Genomic DNA, 24,318 nt, shown 5'->3' with positions numbered 1-24,318 from the left:
TGAGGTTGCGACCATTAAATGAGGATTAGAAATAATATTATTACTTCGCTGCCTTATTTATTGATATTTTGTTATTTATTGCAGAGTCTTTCCGGTATTCGAAACCATGAAAAAGGCGATAATATTCAATTTCATCAATATCATTATAGTTACGGTTTGCGAACAGTTGTCGATTAAATAGGGATACATCAAAAAGTTGCATGTCATCTGTAATTTCCGCATAAGAGGTGTAAATAGTTGGTCGATAACGGGCATTATTATCATGTATATATTTAATTGTATTTTTTAAACCCTCAATTGAATCACCAGGCATTCCCATCATGATGAAACAATTAAGTTCAATATTGTTTTCCTGACAAATTCTTGAAATTTTTCCGAGTTTATTGTACGCATCGATTTTTATTTTTGGTAAATTATTTTTGGCGACGTTACTTTCAATGGTTTCTACGCCTAAACTTATTCTGATGCAATGAGCACGGGCCATAGCTTTTATCAATCGTTCATTGAGGAAGGATAAGGTGGTGACACATTTCCACGGTATTGACATTTCCCTTTCTTCTATCTGTTGGCAAAGTTCAATAACCCATTGTTTATTCAATGTAAAAGTAGGAGCATAAAAAGTCACATAGTCAAAGGGCTGTCTGGAAAAGGTATCCTGAATATAATTTAAAGTGCAATCTACCGTTACGCGTCGGTCCTTATTGCCTTGCATTGCGGGTACATCACAATATTGACAACCAACGCTACATCCTCTGGCTACAGGTACGACTAACTCACGGCGTTGGGGAATGCCGCAAAATTTATTAAAATCATCAATATACATTTTATCATAATGAATATAAGGAATTTCTTCGACATTAGGAAAAACCCACTGTGTAGGATCAAGCATTCGCCCGTCACCCGTTTTATGGTAAATACCCAGTTCCTGGACAAGAAAACCCGATGCGGTAATCCCGTTTCTTAATCCCAGAATGTAGTCTAATATTGCGGCTTCATAGTCGCCAGAATAATGAATTGCATCAAATCCAAATTGTCTAAAAATAAATGGATTTTGTTTACTCAAACGGCCAAATGTTACCAACTTGCTTTTGGGGGATAATTTTTTGCAGTAATGTACAAATCTTTGGAATGTGTCTATGCCATCAAAATCATTCATCGCTATAATAATATCGAACTCGTTATTAATTAGTAGCTCGCATATATTCTTCCAGTGTACATTTAATGCCGCTGCATCTAGACATTGAACATCGACATTCGGTAAGTTTCTCCGTATAAAAGCGGAAACTTGGAAAATAGGTAGATGGTGACCAGCATTAAAATAGCTTGGTATATAAGGAGGAATTATGATCAATATTTTCATAAGAAAATTGGTTTTTAACAGTCCGGTATTGAAAAGCACTCATTCATTAATGAATGCCGTCTTGTATGAAAACTAAAAATGGTTGATGGGTTTCGCTTGAGTCATTCCGTCATGAAAAGCGGTGAAAAAATTTTTCAGCAGAAGAAAATAAGAATGCTACCGCCCTTGAGTCAAGTTCTCAAATCCTGAAACAACCATTTGGGATATCAATGCTTTCTTCAATGTATTGGTTAAACTACAAATTGCGAAAAATAACTGAATCAGTCTATTGGCTTTGATGACAAAAGAAACTGTCGTCGATTTTGCTAGTAAAATTGGGGCAACATTTGGCGTCGTCAGAAACTAAAAAAGCTGATTGTTCATTTTTAGGCTTTTTATATTGATACTTATTACCATGTTTAATGACTTATACCCTTCATCTTTCAAGTTGCTGCTTTGTTGGCTGCTTTCACTCACCCCAGTCACATAGTTATCTATGCTCCTGGGGATTCGTTCACTTGCCGCCGCGCTGCAACTCGAAATCTATTGGGTAATATCGTATGGATTGGTAACAATAATTCCGTGTCATAGCTTCATATTACGATTGTCACTGTTGTTCAATTTTATTTCTTTAAGGGGACTGATAGCATAATTTATAAATAGTAATTTCATGAAAAAATGATTTAATAAGTTACTTTGATTGTTTTAAATCATGAATGTTAATAAAATTGAGCTTGTTTTCCTTCAAAGTAAGGGAATAGAACTAACGGATACGCACTTTTTAACTCAAATATATGCGCATCTTGAAATAAGATAGTGCCTTCACATGATATCAGAGTTATTGATTATCTTTGATAACAGGTTAATAAATATTTGACTTATTGCTAGTATATTTGCGTGTTGGTCATTCACTTCAAGTAATCTATTATTTTTAACTTTGTATATATAAACATAATTTAAATTATTTACACGAGTTTTATTAATATGGTGTAATAAATTTAATGTGAATCACAAATTAAGTATATTTATAAATTATTAATTACAAATTTATGTGATATGTGTCACTTTTTTATCCAACCCTTATTTTATCTAACTATATACCCAATAGATTTCAAGATACATCGCGACGGCAAGGGAGCGAATCCCCGGGAGCATAGATAACTATGTGACTGGGGTGAGTGAGTGCAGCCAACAAAGAGGCAACTTGAAAGATAACAGGTATAGAATGAATGCCTTGAAGCTGAAACGTCGGTTGCACTGGCTGCGCTTATCTGTGGAGGAATGGTACTGTCAGGTTGTACAATGGCGTTTATTGGACAGAAATCTTCTACTGAGTTTTTAGCAAAATCCGCCGTAAACCTCTGCACAGGGCGGTGAGCAGTCACTGGGGAAGATATCATCCTGTATATCAAAATATTAAGTACACCCTAACAGTTACTGGTTGAAAATAATATGATTTCTAATGTTACAGAGGCGTTGGCTGATTTTACCCGTCGTTATGTTGATTTGTGGCAAAAAGAAACAGGAGTTTCACCTGCCAGCAGTGAACTTTATGGTGTGCCATCACCTTGTATTACCCATACTGGCGATGACATTGTTTACTGGCTTCCGCGACCTTTTCCTTCGGAAGATAAATTGAATAAAGTTGAAGTTGCACTGGATATCCAATTGCAGCCAGCAATTCATGATTTTTATACCTTCCAATTGGCTGGTGATATGACTGCAATGTTTGAAGGCCAACAACTTAGTTTGATTCAGGTCTGGAGTGAAGAGGACTTTATCCGTTTGCAGGAAAACTTAATAGGGCATTTGGTGACGCAGAAGCGACTAAGATTGTCACCAACGGCGTTCATTGCGACTGTAGATTCGGATATGAGTATTATTTCTCTGTGTAATTTGACCGGCGAAGTGATCCTGGAGCAGTTTGGTAGTAATAAGAGAACTCCGCTGTTTACCGATTTAATTGGGTTTCTTAGTGCAATTAAACCGGTCTTCATTTGTTAGGCCCGGATTTTTAACTGAGCATTTGTGAGATATCTCTTACACTTCATGTAAGAGATATCAATGTTTACTACAGTGAGTTTCACATTGGTTTATTATTTTTATTTTATTTCAATAGCCTATAAATAATTACGGATTTTATCCCCTTTTCACTGACTTAACAGTTCCATTTATATGGCTTGTTTCATAAATCGAATTAATTCATTCTGTCTTCCGCAGGAAAAGGAATTTCTGCCTACAATCTCTCAAGGATAGATTATGTGATGATGGTCAATATGACTGACACAATGCATAACTGGATCGTATGCAATATAAATAAAAATGATGGGTAAAGGATAACCATTAAGGGACAATTTATCAGGGAGTGAGCAGGGAGCAAACTATTAGCGGGATTGCTATATAATCAATTTAAAGGGAGCGTTTGTTCGCTCCCTTCTCTTTTTGTGTTTGACGGAAAAAGTAAGATTTTCAGCTTAAGCGATATCAGTGATATTCTTATCAGCTTTGTCGCTTCGGGCAAATATTTATTAGGCTGGAAATATGAGTACTGAAAAACAAATTCTGCATATATTACAATTAATTGAAAAAACAATGAAGGAAATTAACCTGTGGCAGGAGTATCCGCCTAAGGCGGAGGCTTTTGAAAGTGTTGAACCATTTTCAATTGATACGATGTTAGCGGAAGAGTGGTTGCAGTGGGTATTAATTCCGAGAATGTATGCGTTATTGGAGCAGGGGGCGGGGTTACCGGCGGCATTCGTTATTGCGCCTTATTTTGAGGAATCTTATAAAGAAGATACTGCCGGTCGTTATCATCAACTACTTGGACATCTTCGCGCATTAGATCGTTTATTTATTCAGGATAATGCCTGATATGTTGGAAGTGTTATATCAGGATGATCATATTGTGGCGGTTAACAAGCCGGCTGGTTGGTTAGTTCATCGTAGTTGGTTGGCACGTCACGAAACAGTCTTTGTTATGCAGACATTGCGTGATCAAATTGGTCAGCATGTTTTCCCTGTACACCGTCTGGACAGGCCGACATCAGGCGTATTATTGATGGCGCTTTCCAGTGATATTGCTCGTCAGCTTTCTCAACAGTTTGAACATCATCAGTTACAGAAAACCTACCATGCTGTTGTGCGGGGTTATGTGCTGGAATCAGATGTTATTGATTATGCTCTGGTTGAAGAGTTGGATAAGATCGCAGATAAATTTGCGGATAGTGATAAAGGGGCGCAACCGAGTATTACTTATTATCGCCCACTGGCCAAAGTAGAATGTCCAGTGGAAATTGGTCGTTATCCTACATCCCGTTTTAGTTTATTGGAATTGACGCCGAAAACAGGCCGGAAACATCAGTTGAGACGCCATATGGCACATATTCGGCATCCAATTATTGGTGATACGACACATGGCGATTTACGGCAAAACAGAGGAATTAGCGCTCATTATCAGACTAATCGGTTAATGCTTCATGCTAGTCATCTTAAGCTAGATCATCCTGTTACAGGTGAGCAGTTATCGCTTACGGCAAAATGGGATGCGTCGTGGCAGCATTTAATTCAACAGTTTGGTTGGCAGGGTATTATCCCTGATTTGGAATATGATGAAGTGAGTAAGGTAGAAAATTTTATAGATTAGCGTATTTTCAAAGAATACCCTTTTGCCTTATTTCTTAATTGAGGCAATTAAGAGATAAGGCAAGGTTGAGATATTATGAATAAAGGTTGCTAATATAACCTTCATCTTTCAAGTTACTGCTTTGTTGGCTGCTTTCACTCACCCCAGTCACATAGTTACCTATGCTCCCGGGGATTCGCTCATTTGCCGCCGCGCTGCAACTCGAAATCTATTGGGTATATATGGTTTTATTTTACTGGTTAATATTAGTGTTTTTTAAATTTATTTTTGAAAGAAAAAGCGTTGAGATAATTACTGAAGAAATTAATAATATTGTAAATCCAGTAACGATTTCTTCAATACCAACACCTAAGTAAATGGTATAAAAAAGAATAATCATAGTAATAAATACATAAATTCCTGATTGCATACCTAAAGTATAAAGTGTTTTTTTTGAATATAACCCTAGATAAGAGAAGAAAACAGGTTGCATAATTGTATTAGCTAAAAATACCGTAATTGTGAATAGCAAATAGAGTATGCCAGAATTTATCATAATGCCAAGTAGACAGAATCCAAGAGAAAATAATTGCATGATATTACCTACTATATAACATATTAAGCATAACGGCTCTATTATTAAATATGGTGATTTGCTCTCTTTATTAATGATTTGTTTTTGCTATTTTTTATTGAAATAGAGCATGTCGTATTCTTTAATATGCATGAAAATATTATGGCTAAATTTGTTTCAGGAAGTAATGTTAACATTAAATTATTATCGAATAAATAACTGAGTTTAATGTTGTCTTACTTTAGCTGTTCCATAATAGTTATCACAGATAACAATGATCTTGATCATCAGCTGTTACCGTTTTGTGTAGAATAACCACCATCATTGATCAGTTCATCTGCCTGTAATTAGTTTGGCAGATATATCGTTAGTCATTAGTGCTGACGGGATATTGTTTACATGACAGATTGAACTTAATAATGGCAATATTTGGTACGACGACTTACTGTCTATCCCATTAAAGCCCTTTTATTTGCTTCGATTTTGTAATAAAGAGTGAACTTGGGCAGTGTTCCGGCAAAAGCGATAGCTTTTGAACGCACTTTAGGGCGGCCTGAAAGGGAGGGATAGGCTCTTAGCTGGCAGTGTCATTATCCTTATCGCCTAATTTGGGCAGAGGGGAGTTTTCTGTTGTTGTCAGCGAGGATAACTAATAATTCCTTTAAAAAGAGATTAGAAGCTATGGCGAAAATTGGTATTTTTGTTGGTACTGTTTACGGTAATGCCCTGGCAGTTGCAGAAGAAGCACAGCAGATCCTTGAACAACAGGGTCATGAGATAGAAGTATTTGAAGAAGGAGAGCTGGAGCAGTGGCAATCCTATCTTGATCAGGTGATTTTAGTTATCACTTCAACGACTGGGCAAGGGGATTTACCCGATAATATTCAGCCACTTTATTGTTCCTTGAGAGATGAATTAGGTTATCAGCCAGAATTACGCTATGGCGTTATCGCTTTGGGTGATGGGAGTTACGAGAATTTTTGCGGTGGTGGTCGTACTTTTGATGAGCTACTACAAGAGCAAGGCGCAATAAGAATTGGTGAAATTCTTCTGGTGGATGCAGTGGAAGAAGCTGAACCGGAAGTGTTTGCTCAGCCCTGGATTAAACAGTGGGGCGAGCTAGTTGAGTAATCCAGGTTTTTAATACACTGCTTATACCGGGTAGGGTATAAGCGGTGTGATTAATAGAACCGCCTTATTTACGAGTCAGTTTTTCCAGATCGGCTTCAATCTCGGCAATCTTATTGGCAACAACGTGTTCAAGATGACGCAAATCATCAAGGATTTTGTGTTTTAAATCCATTTCTACCTGATCACGCTTGCAAATTTGATCCAACTCTTCAATCACATAACGTAAGTTAGTATTGATTTCGTTAATCTCTTTGTATCCTTGTTCTGCATCGTTTGCAGCAACCGTTTTGCGTTGACGTGGATATTTGAATTTCACGCTTTTGGCAAAGAATTCACCTTTATCTTTGCGAAAATAGATTTTCAAAATGTCGTTGTTAGCTTCCTGACGCAGACTATAGCGGTCAATTTCTTCGGGATATGTGATTCCTAGACTCTTTAAGTTATCGTACATGGCACCACCTTAAGGGTATTTTTCCAAGTTGGTTATTTTATGCGTCATTTTGAATATGGGACGGATGCAAACTCTTTATGTACTTTATGTACACTGTGGGTTATGCACGTTGTCCATGTTCAGATTATCCGTATTAATAACACTGACTGAGATTGGTAAAGATGATAAAAAGCAAAAAAATAGCGGACTTATTATCCGCTATATTTTTAGGTTTAGTCTATCGCTCTTAAGAGTTCATTAATGCCCACTTTTCCCCGTGTCTTAGCATCCACTTTTTTCACAATGACAGCACAATACAGGCTGTAACTTCCATCTTTTGATGGGAGGTTGCCAGAGACAACAACGGAGCCAGCAGGAACGCGGCCATAATGGATTTCGCCCGTTTCACGATCATAGATTTTGGTGCTTTGGCCGATATAGACGCCCATTGAAATGACAGAGCCTTCTTCGACAATGACACCTTCTACAATTTCAGAGCGGGCACCGATAAAGCAGTTATCTTCAATAATAGTCGGGTTGGCTTGCAAAGGTTCTAATACACCACCAATACCAACACCACCAGATAAATGTACGTTTTTACCGATTTGGGCACAGGAACCAACCGTTGCCCAAGTATCTACCATGGTTCCTTCATCAACATAAGCACCGATGTTGACATAAGAAGGCATCAATACGCAGTTACGGGCAATAAAGCTGCCCTGACGTGCTGCCGCAGGAGGGACAACGCGAAAGCCCTCTTGTTCAAATCTTGTCTGATCATAATCAGAGAATTTCATCGGAACTTTATCGAAATAACGACTTTCAGCACCATCTATGATCCGATTTTCATTAATACGAAAAGAGAGCAGCACAGCCATTTTCAGCCATTGATGCGTAACCCACTGACCATCAATTTTCTCTGCAACACGCAGTTTTCCACTATCCAACAGATTTATGACCTGAGTAACAGCATCACGTGTTTCACTGTTTACTGTCGCTGGAGTAATAGCTGCGCGGTTTTCAAAAGCACTTTCGATAATGGATTTTAATTGCTGCATTGCATCTGGTTCCTTAGTTATCAACCGAATCATGAGTTTGTATTCAGTGACATTTTATCCTTTGGATTTAGGGCTTTTGTCAACCTTTCTGATAATTCTTCTCTGACTTTTTTATTTAGTGCTTTATGGTCTTTATCTGCCAGGACAAAAAAATCTTCGACACGTTCGCCAATAGTGGTGATGTGCGCGCCGTGCAGTGAAACTTCCATTTCGGCAAAAATATTGCCGACTCTGGCCAACAATCCTGGTTGATCGAGTGCGAACAGTTCCATATAGGTTCGCCGCTCATTGTGAGTGGGCAGAAAACTCACCTTCGTTGGTACATTGAAATGACGCAGTTTGGCTGGCAAGCTTCGTACTTTTGGCGTTTTAGTATGTGGGGCCAGAACAACCAGTAAAAGTGCGTTGCGGATTATTTCGTGGCGATCCAATGCTAAAGGATGGCCATTAGGTTCCAGTACCACGAAGGTGTCCATCGTCATACCATCACGATTGGTAAATATTTGAGCGTTGTGAACGCTGAGGTTTCGCCTATCCAGTTCGCCGACAACTGCGGCAAATAGGGATGGTTGGTCCGGACTCCAGATAAAAATCTCTGTACCGCCGCGGGTTGGCTTGGTACTTATCAGGATCAGCGGTTCTTGAGAATTATGTTTCACCAAGTGACGAGCGTGCCATGCAAGTTGTTTTGGTGTATGGCGTAGAAAATAGTCTGCATGACAGCGGCTCCAGAGCTGATGAAGTTTCTGTTCACTGATATTATCCTGGCGCAGCAAAGCCAGTGCCTGAAAGCGATTATGGCGGATACGTTCCCGCAAGTCCGGCGTATTTTGCATTCCCTGGCGCAATTGGTTCTCTGTAGAAAAATAGAGTTCTCTTAATAGGCTCTGCTTCCAGCTATTCCACAGGCTAGCGTTGGTTGCGCAGATATCAGCGACGGTTAGGCAGAGCAGATAACGTAACCGAGCTTCATTCTGTATCTCATGGGCAAATTGCTTGATGATTTCCGGATCTTGGATATCTCGCCGTTGAGCAGTGATTGACATTAAGAGATGATGGCGAACCAGCCAAGCCACCAAATCAGCTTCTCGTGAATGCAGCCCATGTTGCAGTGAAAATGCTAATGCGTCCTCAGCGCCAAGTTCCGAATGATCACCATTACGTCCTTTGGCGATATCGTGAAACAGCGCGGCAAGGCGCAAGATCTCAAGTTGAGACAGGCGAGGGTATAACTCGACACAAAGTGGGTGAGCTGTGCGATTATTCTCATCAGCAAAACTTTCCAATTTTTTTAACACTCGGATTGTATGTTCGTCGACGGTATAGGCATGAAACAGATCAAACTGCATTTGGCCGACAATGTTGCCCCAAAGCGGTGTATAAGCCCCAAGAACACTGTAGCGGTGCATGGGCACAAATGCGCTTTCTACTGCTCTGGGGTGGTGCAGGATGTCCATGAAGATTTGGCGGGCTTCGGGTAATTCACATAATGGCTGGTGTAAATTGCGGCGGGCATAACGGAGCTGGCGTAGTGTAGTCGAATAGATGCCTTGAACTTCTGCATGTTCAGCCATGCAATAAAACATCCTCATAATAGCGGCGGGCTCTTTGATGAACAGAGTTTCATCAATCAGATCAATCAATTGTCCGCGTAACTGAAATTCATTATTTAGTGGACGAGGTTTTTCATTGGTTTCCAGTGCCAGAATGGCTTCATCAAAGAGTTGTAGTAGCATATTGTTGAGTTCGCTGACACGGCGTGTCATCCGGTAGAAATCTTTCATCATCCATTCTACGGGTTGATTACGTTCTCCCTGATAGCCCAGTAACTGAGCAATACTGAATTGGCGATCAAACAACAGGCGATTATCATAACGATTAACGACCAAGTGAAGGGCAAAACGGATACGCCAGAGGAAACTTTGACACTCATTTAATTCATTACGTTCTTCATCTGTCAGGAAGCCGAAATCAACCATTTCATTCATTGAGGTTGCACCAAAGTGACGGCGAGCAACCCACAGTAAGGTGTGAATATCCCGTAATCCGCCAGGGCTGCTTTTGATATCAGGCTCCAGGTTATAACTGGTGCTGTGATAGCGTTTGTGGCGTTCATGTTGTTCAGCAATTTTGGCATCAAAGAATTCAGTAGAAGGCCAAAAACCATCACTACATGCGTATCGTTGTAAGCGGAGAAAAATAGGTAAGTCGCCACAAATTAAACGTGATTCAATTAAATTCGTCGCAACAGTCAGATCTGATAGCCCTTCCAGTAAACACTCTTCAAATGTGCGGACGCTATGGCCTACTTCCAGTCGTATATCCCACAGTAAGGTGATAAATTGCCCGATATTCTGTGCTTGATGTGGTGTGAGTGGGTGTTCACTGAGTATCAGCAAATCAATATCAGAGAGTGGATGCAGTTCCTGTCGGCCATATCCGCCGACGGCGATTAATGCAAGTGAAGAAATTTTATCAAATCCATAGGCATGCCATAGCCGTTGTAGTAATTGGTCTATGTAATCACTACGCGCGGAAATCAAGGCTTCTGCGGAAATACCCGCTTTAAATGCACATTCTAGCCAAAGCTGAAATTCTTCGAGGTGTTGTTTCAACACTGGGTAGCAAAGGTCTTCACTGGAGAAATCAGATGGAGAAAATGGTGGGATAGGTGCTTGAATTGCGGCGATATCTGCTGGCATAAGTATGAACCCGAGAGAAAGCGAATTATAACGGCCAGATTACTGAGAAAATGTTGTGTTGAACAGGAGAGATTATGGTCAGGAGATTGGAAGCCTTGTATGGTTTCAGCAAGGCAAGGCTTCATATTTACGATTAATTATTGGTTAATCAGTATTGCGGAAAGAGACGGCTCTTCTTCTTTACGTAGTGTCATGATTTCACAGCCATTGTCAGTAACAACAATGGTGTGCTCATATTGGGCGGACAGGCTGCGGTCTTTGGTTTTGACGGTCCAGCCATCTTTCATGGTACGGATGCGGTAGTCGCCGATATTAACCATTGGCTCAATAGTGAAAGCCATGCCTTTTTGCAATACGACGCCGCCATCATCTGCATCGTAGTGCAGGACTTGTGGCTCTTCATGGAAGACTGCACCGATGCCATGACCACAATATTCACGAACCACAGAGAAATCATTAGCTTCAACAAATTGTTGAATGGCTTTACCAAGCGTTCGCAGACGAATGCCGGGTTTTACCATTTTCAATGCCAGATAGAGGCTCTCCTGAGTGATACGGCACAGGCGTTCACCCTGAATGGTTGGCTTACCGACAATAAACATTTTTGAGGTATCGCCGTGGAAACCCTCTTTTATGACGGTAACATCGATATTAACGATGTCGCCATCTTTCAGCGTCTTATCATCACTTGGAATGCCATGACAGACGACATCATTAACAGAAATACAAACAGATTTTGGGAAACCGTGGTAACCAAGACAAGCTGAAATAGCTTGTTGCTTATTGGTGATGTGTTCGTGACAGATACGATCCAATTCACCAGTTGTTATACCGGGTTTTATGTAAGGTTCAATAATTTCTAGTACTTCCGCCGCCAAACGACCAGCGATGCGCATTTTTTCAATATCTTCAGATGTCTTAATTGAGATTGCCATGAAATCTGCCCACTCAAAGCCAGCAAATTTGCTGGTTGTATGATTATTAACAAGGAAAAAGTGTTGAACTAATGGTATCAGCCTACAGAATATCTGCCAATAACCGTTGACAGCCATATTTCCCTCGTTAGCGGTGCTTACCAACAATACCTGCTGTAAATGGCACTTTTTACCCCCCACTGAGCCGGCAAAAAATGACAACAAAAGTTGGTGTCTTAGGCCGGTTTATGATATAAAGCGCGCCGGCGTTTTGTGTATTTGTCACTGAGACGAAACAATAAGGACGCTAAATATACTCATTGTGTAAATAACACACACGGGCCGGCACATACACCGGGGTGCTCTCATGCAGAATATGCGGTTAGGAGTCGGTGTTATGGGGTTCGTGGAGGCATAACCCCAACTTAATATTTTACAGAGGTTTACAATGGCAACTGTTTCCATGCGCGATATGCTGCAAGCGGGCGTTCACTTCGGTCACCAGACTCGTTACTGGAACCCAAAAATGAAACCATTCATCTTTGGTGCTCGTAATAAAGTGCATATCATCAACCTGGAAAAAACTGTTCCAATGTTCAACGAAGCGTTAGCTGAGCTGAACAAAATTGCCGCACGTAAAGGCAAAATCCTGTTTGTTGGTACGAAACGTGCTGCAAGTGAAGCGGTTAAAGAATCAGCTCAGAGCTGTGATCAGTACTTTGTTAATCACCGCTGGTTAGGCGGTATGTTGACTAACTGGAAAACCGTTCGTCAGTCCATTAAACGTTTAAAAGATTTGGAAGCACAGTCTCAGGACGGTACTTTTGATAAACTGACCAAGAAAGAAGCGTTAATTCGTTCTCGTGAACTTGGTAAGTTAGAAAACAGCCTGGGCGGTATCAAAGATATGGGTGGCTTACCTGACGCTCTGTTTGTTATCGATGCTGAACATGAACACATTGCTATCAAAGAAGCAAACAACTTGGGCATTCCGGTATTTGCTGTCGTTGATACTAACTCTGATCCAGATGGTGTTGATTTCATCATCCCTGGTAACGATGACGCAATCCGTGCAGTAAAACTGTATCTGGGTGCTGTTGCTACCGCTGTTCGTGAAGGTCGTTCTCAAGATCTGGCTGTTCAGGCAGAAGAAAGCTTTGTAGAAGCTGAATAATAAGGCAAGCTCAGTGAATTGAGCCCTTATTAACCAGGTATTGGAATATATTGGTTAGGGGGGCCTGTTATGGCCCCCTTTTACGTATCTGATATAAGAACTATCCATGTGGAATATTTTTTTCCCGCGGGATACATCGAGGAATAAAACAAATGTCTGGAATTACCGCTGCTTTGGTAAAAGAACTGCGTGAGCGTACTGGCGCAGGTATGATGGAATGTAAAAAAGCGCTGGTTGAAGCTAATGGTGACATCGAGTTAGCCATTGACAACATGCGTAAATCAGGTCAGGCAAAAGCAGCTAAGAAAGCTGGCCGTGTTGCTGCTGAAGGTATCATCCTGGCAGAAGTCGCTGCTGATGGCAAATTCGGCGCTTTGGTTGAACTGAACTGTGAAACTGATTTTGTTGCTAAAGATGCAGGTTTCATTGCTTTCGGTAAAGAAGTTATGGCAGCAGTATTAGCTGATAAAATCTCTGACATTGAAATCCTGAAAGCTAAATTCGAAGAACAGCGTACTGCACTAGTTGCTAAGATCGGTGAAAACATCAATATTCGTCGCGTTTCTGTATTAGAAGGTGAACAACTGGGTACTTACCTGCATGGTGCACGTATTGGTGTTCTGGTTGTGGCTGAAGGCGCTAATGAAGAGCTGATTAAGCATGTGGCTATGCACATCGCTGCAAGCAAACCAGAATATGTTAACCCAAGTGATGTACCTGCTGATGTTGTTGATCGTGAGCATCAAATTCAGCTGGATATCGCAATGCAGTCAGGCAAACCACGTGAAATCGCAGAGAAAATGGTTTCTGGCCGAATGAATAAATTCACCGGCGAGATCTCTCTGACAGGTCAGAATTTTGTTATGGACCCAAGTAAAACGGTTGGCGATCTGCTGAAAGAAAACAATGCTAAAGTAACTAACTTCATCCGTTATGAAGTTGGTGAAGGCATTGAGAAAGTTGAGGCTGACTTCGCAGCAGAAGTTGCTGCAATGAGCAAACAGTCTTAACTTTTATAAGCAGAGCCGCCAAATGGCGGTTCTGTTTTATCCAATCTAAACTGCCTACCCAATAGGCACTGAGTTTTTGCATCTGGTCAGAGTGGCCCAGATGTATGTAAATCCCCAATATACTTTTCTGCTTAGGACAGAACACCATGGCAACCAATGCAAAACCCGTATATCAGCGTATCCTGCTTAAGCTCAGCGGCGAAGCCCTGCAAGGTGCAGAAGGTTTTGGTATAGATGCCAGCGTCTTAGACCGCATGGCTCAGGAAATTAAAGAACTGGTCGAGTTAGGCATACAGGTCGGTGTCGTTATTGGCGGTGGTAACCTGTTTCGTGGCGCTGGTTTGGCAGAAGCAGGAATGAACCGTGTAGTAGGCGACCACATGGGCATGTTGGCAACAGTGATGAATGGTCTGGCAATGCGGGATGCATTACATCGCGCCTATGTGAACGCCCGTCTAATGTCTGCTATTCCTTTAAATGGCGTTTGTGATAACTATAGTTGGGCAGAAGCGATTAGTTTGTTACGTCATGGCCGTGTTGTTATTTTCTCTGCGGGTACTGGCAATCCGTTCTTTACTACAGATTCGGCAGCCTGTTTGCGAGGTATTGAGATTGAAGCGGATGTTGTGCTAAAAGCAACTAAAGTAGATGGTGTTTACTCTGCTGATCCGGCAAAAGATTCGGATGCAATCTTGTTCGATAAGTTGTCGTATCAGCAGGTGTTAGAACGTGAATTAAAAGTCATGGATTTGGCAGCATTTACTCTGGCTCGTGATCACAGCTTACCCATTCGTGTATTCAATATGAATAAACCTGGTGCGTTGCGTCGTGTGGTTATGGGTGAAAATGAAGGTACTCTGATTTCTCATGAATAATGTTCAGAGACACCAGTGATGTTTGGCGCTATGATTAGCCGCCAGATATGCCAAATTTAACAATACATGGTCATAATGACTTATGGCTTGAAAAACAACCAGTTCCCAAGGGTTTGTAACGTGATTAATGAAATCAAAAAAGACGCACAAGACCGTATGGAAAAAAGCGTCGAAGCACTTAAAAACCAAATCAGCAAGGTTCGTACTGGCCGTGCTTCTCCTAGTCTGCTGGATGGTATCACTGTTGAATATTATGGTGCACCAACACCTCTGCGCCAGATTGCTAATGTCACAGCTGAAGATGCGCGTACTCTGGCTATCACGGTATTTGACCGTTCTATGACCCCAGCGATTGAAAAGGCTATTATGTCTTCTGATTTGGGGCTGAATCCATCTTCAGCAGGTACAATTATTCGTGTTCCTTTACCGCCACTGACTGAAGAGCGTCGTAAGGATCTGATTAAGGTTGTGCGTGGTGAAGCTGAACAAGGGCGCGTTTCTGTACGTAATATTCGTCGTGATGCTAATGATAAGATCAAAGCTTTGCTGAAAGATAAAGAAATCAGTGAAGATGATGAGCGTCGTGCACAGGATGAAATTCAGAAGCTGACTGATAATTTCATTAAAAAGGTTGATGAAGCTTTAGCCAAGAAAGAAGAAGAACTTATGGAGTTCTAATCTCTTTCATGAGATAGACTAAGCGTCGCTATCGTGCGGCGCTATTTTTTATCCGGCATTTTTCTGAAGTCATGGATATTCATATTCTGAGCCAGACAAATCAGCAAGTATTAACACACATCAAACAGAACAATTCAGAGCGTCAGTATGAAAAGGTTGACCATCCTTGGTTCCACGGGTTCTATAGGCAAAAGTACACTCGCTGTAGTTCGCAATAATCCTGAGAAATTTGAAGTAACGGCACTGGCTGCCGGGAAAAATGTTCAGGTTATGGTTGAGCAATGTCTGGAATTTCAGCCTCAATACGCGGCAATGATAGATGAATCTTCCGCAAAAGAGCTTAGTCAGTTACTGATTGAACAAGGTTGTAAAACCGAGGTACTTTTCGGGGAACAGGCTGCATGTGATTTGGCTGCTTTGAATGATGTTGATCAGGTTATGTCTGCGATTGTCGGGGTTGCCGGTCTATTGCCGACGTTAGCTGCTATCCGGGCGGGTAAACAGATTTTACTTGCTAATAAAGAATCGTTGATCACCAGTGGTCGGTTTTTTATGGATGCTGTAGTGAAGTACAATGCTCAATTGTTACCTATCGACAGTGAGCATAATGCTATTTTTCAGAGTTTACCTGAGGTAATACAACAAAATCTTGGGCGCGAAGAACTGAAACAACACGGTATTGCTAGTATTATTCTGACCGGATCTGGCGGGCCTTTTCGCCATACGTCTTTGGAACAGTTGCCCTTTGTTACACCAGATCAAGCATGTGCTCACCCGAATTGGTCGATGGGGCGCAAGATTTCTGTAGATTCCGCAACAATGATGAATAAAGGTTTGGAATACATTGAAGCCTGTTGTTTGTTCAATGCCTCTGCTGCTGAAATGGAAGTGGTGATTCATCCCCAATCTGTCATTCATTCTATGGTCCGTTATCTGGATGGTAGCGTTATTGCTCAGTTGGGAACTCCGGATATGTGTACACCGATCTCCTATGCAATGGCATACCCAGAACGTATTTCTTCTGGTGTTAAACCTCTTGATTTTTGCTCTCTAGGTACATTGAGTTTTTCGAAACCAGATTATGAGCGATATCCATGCCTGAAGCTGGCTATTGAAGCATGCCACGAAGGTCAGGCTGCAACTACGGCGTTGAATGCGGCAAATGAAGAAATCGTTAAGGTTTTTTTACAAAATGGAATCTCTTTCACAGATATTGCGATTATAAATCGGCAGGTTGTAGAAAAACTGAATTTACCGGAACCTCAGAGTATTGAAGAAGTCTTACAGATTGATAAGTTCGCGAGAGATTTGGCGATAAAGACTATCAGTTCGTTTATCAGGTAGTATTCCTGATAGGTAAAGGGGGATTTGTTCGCATTTTTAGCTGGTGGTATAGTTTGTGTATAACTTTGGGTTGATATAATTAGCAGTTCAAATTTTGGAGGATTATCTTATATACCCAATAGATTTCAAGGTGCATCGCGACGGCAAGGGAGCGAATCCCCGGGAGCATAGATAACTCTGTGACCGGGGTGAGTGAGTGCAGCCAACAAAGAGGCAGCTTGAAAGATAACAGGTATAGATAATTTAGGCGGTTACTCAGGCCGTGATGCCAGACACGGCTTTATTTATATTTGAATGCCTGCATTTGTAAGAGAATTACCTTGACCAGTAAAGGATTAATTGAGTGATATTATCCAGCGATCATCATAACGATTTGTCGTCATTATTACCTAAGCACGTTGCTATTATTATGGATGGTAACGGACGTTGGGCAAAGAAACGTGGGAAATTAAGAGTCTTTGGTCATCGTGCAGGGATTAAGGCGGTACGGAGTGCGGTGAGTTTCTCAGCTAAACATAAAATTGAGTCGTTGACTCTGTACGCTTTTAGTAGTGAAAACTGGAACCGGCCAGAACAAGAAGTTAGTTCTCTAATGGAATTGTTTATTTTTGCACTAGACAATGAAATCAAAAGCTTACATAAACATAATATCAAATTATCTATTATTGGCGATATCAGCCGATTCAGTGAGCGTTTGCAGGAGCGTATTCGTCGCTCAGTTAAGTTGACTGCTAATAATACTGGCTTGCAACTTAATATTGCTGCAAATTACGGTGGTCGTTGGGATATAGTTCAAAGTGTTCAGAAAATTGCTCAGCAGATTAAGGATAATTCGCTTGAACCACAGGATATTACTGAAGAATTGGTTAATAATTACATTAACCTGAGCCAGCAGCCTCAGGTTGATTTGGTAATCAGAACCGGAGGGGAGCACCGTATAAGTAATTTTCTGTTATGGCAGATAGCTTATGCAGAATTCTATTTTACCGATATACTCTGGCCTGATTTTGATGAAACAGTTTTTGAAGGTGCAATTAATGCCTTTGCCAAAAGAGAACGCCGATTTGGCGGAACAATACCAGACGATGCCGATGCGGGATCATAGGAGGAACTCTTGCTAAAGTACCGTCTTATAACGGCTGTGATATTAATCCCTCTTGTGATTGCAGCTTTGTTTTTGTTGCCGCCAACAGCGTTTGGGTTGGTCATTATTGCTGTGTCAGTCCTTGCTGCATGGGAATGGGGGCAGTTTGTTGGCTTATTTAGCCAAAAGAAACGGGTTATTTTGGCCGTTTTGTTTGCGATAAGTTTACTGTCTTTACAATATACTTTGCCAAGTTTCACTGATTTGCTCAAACAACAGCAAATCATTTTTATCTTATGGGCGGGGATGATCTGGTGGATTATTGCCACTCTTTTGGTCATTACCTATCCTTCTTCCGCTACAATCTGGAAAAGATCCATTTTATTGCGTCTTCTGTTTGGTGTCCTGACATTAGTGCCGTTTTACTGTGGAATGATTGCCTTACGGGTTCAGGGGTATGACGATAATTCATATCACGGTGCATGGTGGTTATTGTATGTCATGTTACTGGTGTGGGGAGCTGACTCTGGGGCTTATCTATTTGGACGTACTTTAGGTAAACATAAGATGGCACCAAAAGTTTCTCCGGGAAAAACGCTGGAAGGATTAATTGGTGGTTTAGTGACTGCGGCTATTATTTCATGGTTGTTTGGTAAATATGCTCCAGTGCCTGCAATGCCTGAAAAACTCATGTTGTGTTCTGCAATTGTTGTGATCGCTTCAGTATTTGGTGATTTGACTGAGAGTATGTTCAAACGTGAATCTGGTATTAAAGACAGCAGTCAGCTAATTCCCGGGCATGGTGGTATTATGGATCGTATCGACAGCTTAACTGCTGCGATCCCTGTCTTTGCCGGCCTGATGTTGCTGGTATCTTGATCTCTCTATTTTGACGGCATTTAAAGGAATATGATGGGAATTCTCTGGAATCTGGCGGCTTTTATTATCGCGTTAGGTATATTGATCACTGTGCATGAGTTCGGTCATTTCTGGGTTGCTAGAAAGTGTGGTATTCATGTTGAACGTTTTTCCATTGGTTTTGGTAAAGCGTTGTGGCGGCGTACAGATCGTCAGGGAACTGAATATGTCATAGCTCTTATTCCCTTGGGGGGATATGTGAAAATGCTTGATGAGCGTGTTTCACCTGTTTCTCCTGAACGTCGGCATATGGCATTTAATAATAAAACTATTGGCCAACGTGCTGCGGTTGTTAGTGCAGGGCCAGTCGCTAACTTTTTACTGGCGATTGTGGCTTATTGGCTGGTGTTTATTATTGGTGTGCCAGCAATACGTCCAATCATTGCAGATATCAAACCTGATTCTATTGCTGCCCAAGCAAATATTTCGTCGGGAATGGAACTAAAAGCTATCGATGGTATCGAAACGCCTGACTGGAATACAGCGCGTTTTGCTCTGGTCGGTAAGATAGGTGATGACAATATGACTGTTCAGGTCATACCTTCTGGCTCATCCCATCCGATAGAGAAAATTCTGGATTTGCGGCAATGGAGCTTTAATCCTGATAAGCAAGATCCTGTGGTGTCATTAGGGATTATGCCTGTTAGCCCCCGATTGGATTCTCTGGTGAATAAGGTTACTCCTGGTACCGCGGCAGAAAAAGCGGGTTTACAAAAGGGGGACCGGATAGTTAAAGTCAACGGTCAGGAAATAGATGCTTGGCATACTTTTACATCCTTTGTCAGTAATAATCCTAATGTTCCGCTGGAACTTTCAGTAGAGCGGGCTGGTCATATTATTTCTCTCTCAATGACACCGGAAGCGCGACGGCAGGCCGGTGGTAAAGAGTTGGGGTTTGCAGGTGTGGAACTGCGAATTATACCGTTGGCAGATGAATATAAAATAGTTCAGCAGTATGGGCCTTTCTCTGCTATTTATCAGGCAGGAGATAAGACCTGGCAACTGATGCGGTTAACTGTCAGTATGATTGGCAAGCTGATCGTTGGTGATGTGAAAATCAATAACCTGAGTGGGCCTATCTCTATCGCCAAAGGGGCGGGGGTGTCGGCTGATTCAGGCTTGGTGTATTATCTGATGTTTTTGGCGCTAATAAGTGTCAATCTAGGGATCATTAATTTGCTCCCATTACCTGTGTTAGATGGTGGACACTTGCTTTTTCTGATTATCGAAAAGATAAAAGGTGGGCCAGTTTCCGAGCGCGTACAAGACTTCAGCTATCGCATTGGTACCATGTTACTGGTGTTATTGATGGGGCTTGCACTTTTCAATGATTTCTCCCGCTTCTAGAGCGGAAGACTGGTTAGGAAGACGCATTACAACGATGGCGATGAAAAAGTTACTCATAGCGTCGCTGCTGTTCGGCAGCGCCACTGCATACGGTGCAAACGGATTCGTAGTTCAGGATATTCACTTTGAAGGTCTTCAGCGCGTCGCCGTAGGTGCAGCATTATTGAATATGCCAGTTCGCGTAGGTGATACGGTCAGCGATGAAGATATCGGTCGTACCATTCAGGCACTATTTGCTACTGGTAACTTTGAAGACGTTCGTGTCCTGCGTGATGGCAATACACTTATTGTTCAGGTAAAAGAACGGCCGACTATTGCCAACATTACTTTCTCCGGGAATAAATCGGTGAAAGATGACATGCTGAAACAAAATCTTGAAGCATCTCATGTTCGGGTCGGTGAAGCGCTTGACCGCACGATGTTGTCCAATATCGAAAAAGGGCTGGAAGATTTCTATTACAGCGTAGGGAAATACAATGCCAGTGTAAAAGCGGTTGTTACACCTCTACCACGTAACCGCGTCGATTTAAAATTAGTTTTCGCTGAAGGTGTGTCTGCAAAAATTCAGCAGATTAATATCGTTGGTAATAAATCATTTTCTTCTGATGAGTTATTGAATCGTTTCCAACTGAGAGATGATATACCGTGGTGGAATTTAACTGCTGATCAGAAATATCAGAAACAAAAATTGGCCGGTGACCTTGAAACACTGCGCAGTTTTTACCTTGATCGCGGTTACGCCCGTTTCAACATTGATTCGACTCAGGTCAGTTTGACGCCAGATAAAAAAGGTATTTATGTCACGTTGAATATTACTGAAGGTGACCAGTACAAAATATCTGGTATTGATCTGAACGGTAATATGGCGGGTTATCAGTCAGAAATCACTAAATTGGCTACCATTGAGCCTGGTTCCTTATATAACGGGACTCAGGTGACTAAAATGGAAAGTGAAATCAAAAATCTGCTTGGCCGTTATGGTTATGCTTACCCACGGGTGATGACTCAACCTGAAATCAATGATCAGGACAAAACCGTAAAACTGCATGTCAACATTGATGCAGGTAACCGTTTCTATGTTCGTAAAATTCGTTTCTCTGGTAATGACACCAGTAAAGACTCCGTTTTACGCCGTGAAATGCGCCAGATGGAAGGGGCATGGTTGGGGAGTGATCTAGTTGAACTGGGCAAAGAGCGTCTGAATCGCTTAGGTTATTTCGAAACTGTTGATGTTGAAACTCAGCGTATACCAGGCAGCTCTGATCAGGTAGATATCGTTTATAAAGTTAAAGAGCGCAATACTGGTTCTATGAACTTTGGTATTGGTTTCGGTACAGAAAGTGGTGTCAGTTTCCAAATTGGTGCTCAGCAGGATAACTGGTTGGGGACGGGCAACTCTGTTGGGATTAATGCCAGTAAGAATGATTACTCAACTTATGCGGAACTCTCTTTCACTGATCCTTATTTCACTGTTAATGGTGTGAGTCTCGGTGGTCGGGTGTTCTACAATGATTTTAGAGCTGATGATGCTGACTTGTCCGGTTATACCAATAAAACCTATGGCTTGGATGGTTTCCTCGGTTTCCCGGTTAATGAAAATAACTCTCTGAATTTTAGATTGGGTTATGTTCATAACTCTTTGTCTGATATGCTCCCGCAGGCAGCGATGTGGCGTTATTTGAATTCTATGGGTGAGAAACCTGATTATGAAAAGAAAGCCGAGTTTAAAGCGGATGACTTTGCTTTAACTATGGGCTGGACATACAACAATCTTGACCGTGGTTTCTTCCCGACATCAGGTGTGAAATCGACTTTGAATGGTAAAGTGACGATCCCTGGTTCGGATAACAAATTTTATAAAATTACCCTTGATACCTTTGCATACTATCCAATTAATGATGCTCGTACTTGGGTGATCCTGGGGCGTGGTCGTTTAGGCTATGGTGATGGATTAGGTGGTAAAGAATTACCATTCTATGAAAACTTCTATGCCGGTGGTTCCAGTACTGTTCGTGGTTTCCGTTCTAACAATATCGGTCCTAAAGCTATTTACCTAGATAAAAATGGTGATCCTAAGAAAGATAGTCCATCTCGTGATGCTATCGGGGGGAACGCCATGGCAGTGGCTAGCCTTGAATTGATCACGCCAACGCCATTCCTTGATGGTAAATATTCGAACTCTGTTCGGACTTCATTCTTTATTGATTCAGGTACGGTTTGGGATACTAATTGGAGTGATTCTGCAACGATGAGAGACAGAGGTATACCTGATTATAGTAAACCAGGTAATATCCGCGTTTCGACAGGTATTGCATTGCAATGGTTATCTCCTTTGGGACCGTTGGTATTCTCGTATGCTAAGCCGATCAAAGACTACGAAGGTGATAGATCAGAGCAATTCCAATTTAATATTGGCAAAACCTGGTGATAATGCGTTTTTATCTTATTATTGATAAGGCAAGTCCTGAAACTTTCGGTTTCAGGGCATTGGCTAAATCTTCCAAGATGTTACAGATAGCGTGGTTTAAGGAGTTTATAGTGAAGAAATTGTTGTGTGCAGCAAGCCTTGGTATTGCATTAGCCTTCTCTGCTGGTGCTCAGGCAGCAGACAAAATTGCCGTTGTAAATGTAGGTGAGATTTTCCAGCAGTTGCCTGCCCGTGAAGCTGTTGAGAAGCAGTTGGAAAATGAGTTCAAAAGCCGCGCATCTGAACTGCAACGTATGGAAAATGATTTGCAGACTAAAATCCAGAAGTTACAACGCGATGGTTCTACTATGAAATCCAGCGAGCGAACTAATCTGGAAAAAGACGTTATGGCTAAGCGTGAAGAATTTGGAAAAAAAGCTCAGGCTTTTGAACAAGATAACCGCCGTCGCCATATGGAAGAAAGTAATAAAATTCTGGGCCGTATTCAGGATGCAATCAAAGTGGTTGCAGCTAAAGAAGGTTATGACGTCGTAATTAATGCGAATGTTGTTGCTTATTCAGTATCCGGTAAAGACATTACCGCAGATGTATTGAAACAGGTTAAATAATAGATGTCTTCAATTCGATTAGCTGATTTAGCTCAGCAGTTGAATGCGCAATTACATGGTGATGGCGATGTGGTCATCACTGGTATTGCACCAATGCATTCGGCTAATAACGAGCAAATCACTTTTTTGTCTGACAGTCGTTACCGCGAGCGCTTAGGTGAATGTCAGGCTGCTGCTGTGGTTCTTAGTGAACCTGATCTCTCTTATTGTAATGTTCCTGCCTTGGTTGTTTCCAATCCTTATCTGGCATATGCCTATATGGCTCAGATTATGGATACAACACCAGCTCCTGCACAAGATATTCATCCTTCGGCAGTGATTTCACCTCAGGTAACGTTAGGTAAAAATGTTTCTGTTGGAGCTAATGCTGTTATCGAATCGGGTGTTGTTCTTGGCGACAATGTTGTGATTGGTGCTGGTTGTTTTATTGGTAAAAATACTCATATCGGCGCGGGTAGCCGTCTCTGGGCGAATGTCTCGGTTTATCATGATATTGAAATTGGTGAACAGTGTTTGATTCAGTCAGGGGCAGTTATTGGCGCTGATGGCTTTGGTTATGCAAATGATCGTGGTAATTGGGTCAAAATTCCTCAATTAGGTTCAGTTATAATTGGCAACCGGGTTGAGATTGGAGCCTGTACGACTATCGATCGGGGTGCTCTGGATAATACCATTATTGGCCATGGCGTCATTATCGATAACCAATGTCAAATTGCTCATAATGTTATTATTGGAGATAACACAGCAGTTGCTGGCGGTGTGATCATGGCTGGTAGCCTGAAAATTGGTCGTTATTGTATGATTGGTGGTGCTAGTGTAATTAACGGGCATATGGAAATCTGCGATAAGGTGACAATTACGGGCATGAGCATGGTTATGCGTCCAATCACTGAACCTGGTGTATACTCTTCTGGCATTCCGGCACAACCGAATAAAGTTTGGCGTAAGACGGCGGCCTTAGTCATGAATATCAATGAAATGAATAAGAGTCTTAAGTCAGTGGAGCGTAAGCTGGAAGACAAAAACGAGTAATTACACTGTATTTTTGGTTGTGTTTTATTTTTGCGGCCTGCCTGGGA

At 41.5% G+C, this 24,318-nt stretch carries 23 protein-coding genes; 16 read left to right on the top strand and 7 right to left on the bottom strand.

Features of this window, described 5'->3' with window-relative positions:
• Positions 1–40 precede the first annotated feature (40 nt).
• Both BDD30_RS13940 and BDD30_RS24720 read right to left on the bottom strand, forming a co-directional pair.
• On the bottom strand, positions 41–1,360 hold the full coding sequence (locus BDD30_RS13940) for a B12-binding domain-containing radical SAM protein (RefSeq protein WP_012776822.1): 1,320 nt from the start codon (positions 1,358–1,360) through the stop codon (positions 41–43).
• A 342-nt stretch (positions 1,361–1,702) separates the two neighbouring features.
• Positions 1,703–1,825, bottom strand: coding sequence for a hypothetical protein (locus BDD30_RS24720; RefSeq protein ID WP_282958039.1), 123 nt, complete (start codon positions 1,823–1,825; stop codon positions 1,703–1,705).
• Between the two features lie 679 nt (positions 1,826–2,504).
• Here BDD30_RS24720 and BDD30_RS23620 point away from each other — a divergent pair.
• The 4 genes from BDD30_RS23620 (at position 2,505) to truC (ending at position 4,985) form a co-directional block, all read left to right on the top strand.
• Positions 2,505–2,681, top strand: a complete 177-nt coding sequence (locus tag BDD30_RS23620; protein ID WP_170152962.1) for a hypothetical protein — start codon at positions 2,505–2,507, stop codon at positions 2,679–2,681.
• Positions 2,682–2,791: 110 nt separating this feature from the next.
• Positions 2,792–3,343, top strand: a complete 552-nt coding sequence (gene syd / locus BDD30_RS13935; protein WP_012776823.1) for a SecY-interacting protein — start codon at positions 2,792–2,794, stop codon at positions 3,341–3,343.
• A gap of 537 nt (positions 3,344–3,880) precedes the next feature.
• Entirely contained in the window at positions 3,881–4,213 is a 333-nt protein-coding gene (locus BDD30_RS13930; protein WP_012776824.1) for a YqcC family protein, read from the top strand.
• A gap of 1 nt (position 4,214) precedes the next feature.
• Positions 4,215–4,985, top strand: a complete 771-nt coding sequence (gene truC, locus BDD30_RS13925) for a tRNA pseudouridine(65) synthase TruC (RefSeq protein WP_012776825.1) — start codon at positions 4,215–4,217, stop codon at positions 4,983–4,985.
• A gap of 232 nt (positions 4,986–5,217) precedes the next feature.
• On the opposite strand, the gene BDD30_RS13915 is transcribed toward truC, so the two are convergent.
• Positions 5,218–5,559: a hypothetical protein gene (locus BDD30_RS13915; protein ID WP_012776826.1), complete on the bottom strand. Its 342-nt coding sequence runs from the start codon at positions 5,557–5,559 to the stop codon at positions 5,218–5,220.
• 660 nt (positions 5,560–6,219) lie between these two features.
• On the opposite strand from BDD30_RS13915, the gene BDD30_RS13910 reads away from it, so the two are divergent.
• Complete coding sequence (locus tag BDD30_RS13910) at positions 6,220–6,669, top strand: flavodoxin (protein WP_012776827.1); 450 nt, start codon at positions 6,220–6,222, stop codon at positions 6,667–6,669.
• Positions 6,670–6,733: 64 nt separating this feature from the next.
• Here BDD30_RS13910 and BDD30_RS13905 read toward each other — a convergent pair whose 3' ends face one another.
• The 4 genes from BDD30_RS13905 to map form a co-directional block, all read right to left on the bottom strand.
• Positions 6,734–7,120: a DUF3461 family protein gene (locus BDD30_RS13905; protein ID WP_012776828.1), complete on the bottom strand. Its 387-nt coding sequence runs from the start codon at positions 7,118–7,120 to the stop codon at positions 6,734–6,736.
• A 212-nt stretch (positions 7,121–7,332) separates the two neighbouring features.
• Positions 7,333–8,157, bottom strand: a complete 825-nt coding sequence (gene dapD, locus BDD30_RS13900) for a 2,3,4,5-tetrahydropyridine-2,6-dicarboxylate N-succinyltransferase (RefSeq protein ID WP_012776829.1) — start codon at positions 8,155–8,157, stop codon at positions 7,333–7,335.
• A gap of 29 nt (positions 8,158–8,186) precedes the next feature.
• Entirely contained in the window at positions 8,187–10,859 is a 2,673-nt protein-coding gene (gene glnD / locus BDD30_RS13895; RefSeq protein ID WP_012776830.1) for a bifunctional uridylyltransferase/uridylyl-removing protein GlnD, read from the bottom strand.
• Between the two features lie 137 nt (positions 10,860–10,996).
• Positions 10,997–11,794, bottom strand: a complete 798-nt coding sequence (map, locus tag BDD30_RS13890) for a type I methionyl aminopeptidase (RefSeq protein ID WP_012776831.1) — start codon at positions 11,792–11,794, stop codon at positions 10,997–10,999.
• A 427-nt stretch (positions 11,795–12,221) separates the two neighbouring features.
• On the opposite strand from map, the gene rpsB reads away from it, so the two are divergent.
• The 11 genes from rpsB to lpxD all read left to right on the top strand — a co-directional run bounded on the left by rpsB (position 12,222) and on the right by lpxD (position 24,271).
• Complete coding sequence (rpsB, locus tag BDD30_RS13885) at positions 12,222–12,947, top strand: 30S ribosomal protein S2 (protein WP_012776832.1); 726 nt, start codon at positions 12,222–12,224, stop codon at positions 12,945–12,947.
• Positions 12,948–13,099: 152 nt separating this feature from the next.
• Positions 13,100–13,957: a translation elongation factor Ts gene (tsf, locus tag BDD30_RS13880; protein WP_012776833.1), complete on the top strand. Its 858-nt coding sequence runs from the start codon at positions 13,100–13,102 to the stop codon at positions 13,955–13,957.
• A gap of 146 nt (positions 13,958–14,103) precedes the next feature.
• Positions 14,104–14,832, top strand: a complete 729-nt coding sequence (gene pyrH, locus BDD30_RS13875) for a UMP kinase (RefSeq protein WP_012776834.1) — start codon at positions 14,104–14,106, stop codon at positions 14,830–14,832.
• A 120-nt stretch (positions 14,833–14,952) separates the two neighbouring features.
• A complete protein-coding gene (gene frr / locus BDD30_RS13870; protein ID WP_012776835.1) occupies positions 14,953–15,510 on the top strand; it encodes a ribosome recycling factor in 558 nt (185 codons plus the stop codon).
• A gap of 147 nt (positions 15,511–15,657) precedes the next feature.
• Positions 15,658–16,854 (top strand): 1-deoxy-D-xylulose-5-phosphate reductoisomerase, encoded by a 1,197-nt coding sequence (gene ispC / locus BDD30_RS13865; protein ID WP_012776836.1) that lies wholly within the window; start codon positions 15,658–15,660, stop codon positions 16,852–16,854.
• A 409-nt stretch (positions 16,855–17,263) separates the two neighbouring features.
• Complete coding sequence (ispU, locus tag BDD30_RS13860) at positions 17,264–17,959, top strand: (2E,6E)-farnesyl-diphosphate-specific ditrans,polycis-undecaprenyl-diphosphate synthase (RefSeq protein WP_049795242.1); 696 nt, start codon at positions 17,264–17,266, stop codon at positions 17,957–17,959.
• A gap of 9 nt (positions 17,960–17,968) precedes the next feature.
• A complete protein-coding gene (gene cdsA, locus BDD30_RS13855) occupies positions 17,969–18,817 on the top strand; it encodes a phosphatidate cytidylyltransferase (RefSeq protein ID WP_012776838.1) in 849 nt (282 codons plus the stop codon).
• 30 nt (positions 18,818–18,847) lie between these two features.
• Positions 18,848–20,203 (top strand): sigma E protease regulator RseP, encoded by a 1,356-nt coding sequence (gene rseP / locus BDD30_RS13850; RefSeq protein WP_012776839.1) that lies wholly within the window; start codon positions 18,848–18,850, stop codon positions 20,201–20,203.
• A gap of 34 nt (positions 20,204–20,237) precedes the next feature.
• Entirely contained in the window at positions 20,238–22,631 is a 2,394-nt protein-coding gene (bamA, locus tag BDD30_RS13845; protein WP_012776840.1) for an outer membrane protein assembly factor BamA, read from the top strand.
• 110 nt (positions 22,632–22,741) lie between these two features.
• Positions 22,742–23,239, top strand: a complete 498-nt coding sequence (gene skp, locus BDD30_RS13840; RefSeq protein WP_041382682.1) for a molecular chaperone Skp — start codon at positions 22,742–22,744, stop codon at positions 23,237–23,239.
• A gap of 3 nt (positions 23,240–23,242) precedes the next feature.
• A complete protein-coding gene (gene lpxD / locus BDD30_RS13835) occupies positions 23,243–24,271 on the top strand; it encodes a UDP-3-O-(3-hydroxymyristoyl)glucosamine N-acyltransferase (protein ID WP_012776842.1) in 1,029 nt (342 codons plus the stop codon).
• Positions 24,272–24,318: the final 47 nt, after the last annotated feature.

It is taken from the genome of Photorhabdus asymbiotica, assembly GCF_003634575.1.
In the GTDB taxonomy this organism is placed as follows: domain Bacteria; phylum Pseudomonadota; class Gammaproteobacteria; order Enterobacterales; family Enterobacteriaceae; genus Photorhabdus; species Photorhabdus asymbiotica.
This window is presented reverse-complemented; position numbering and strand designations above follow the sequence as displayed.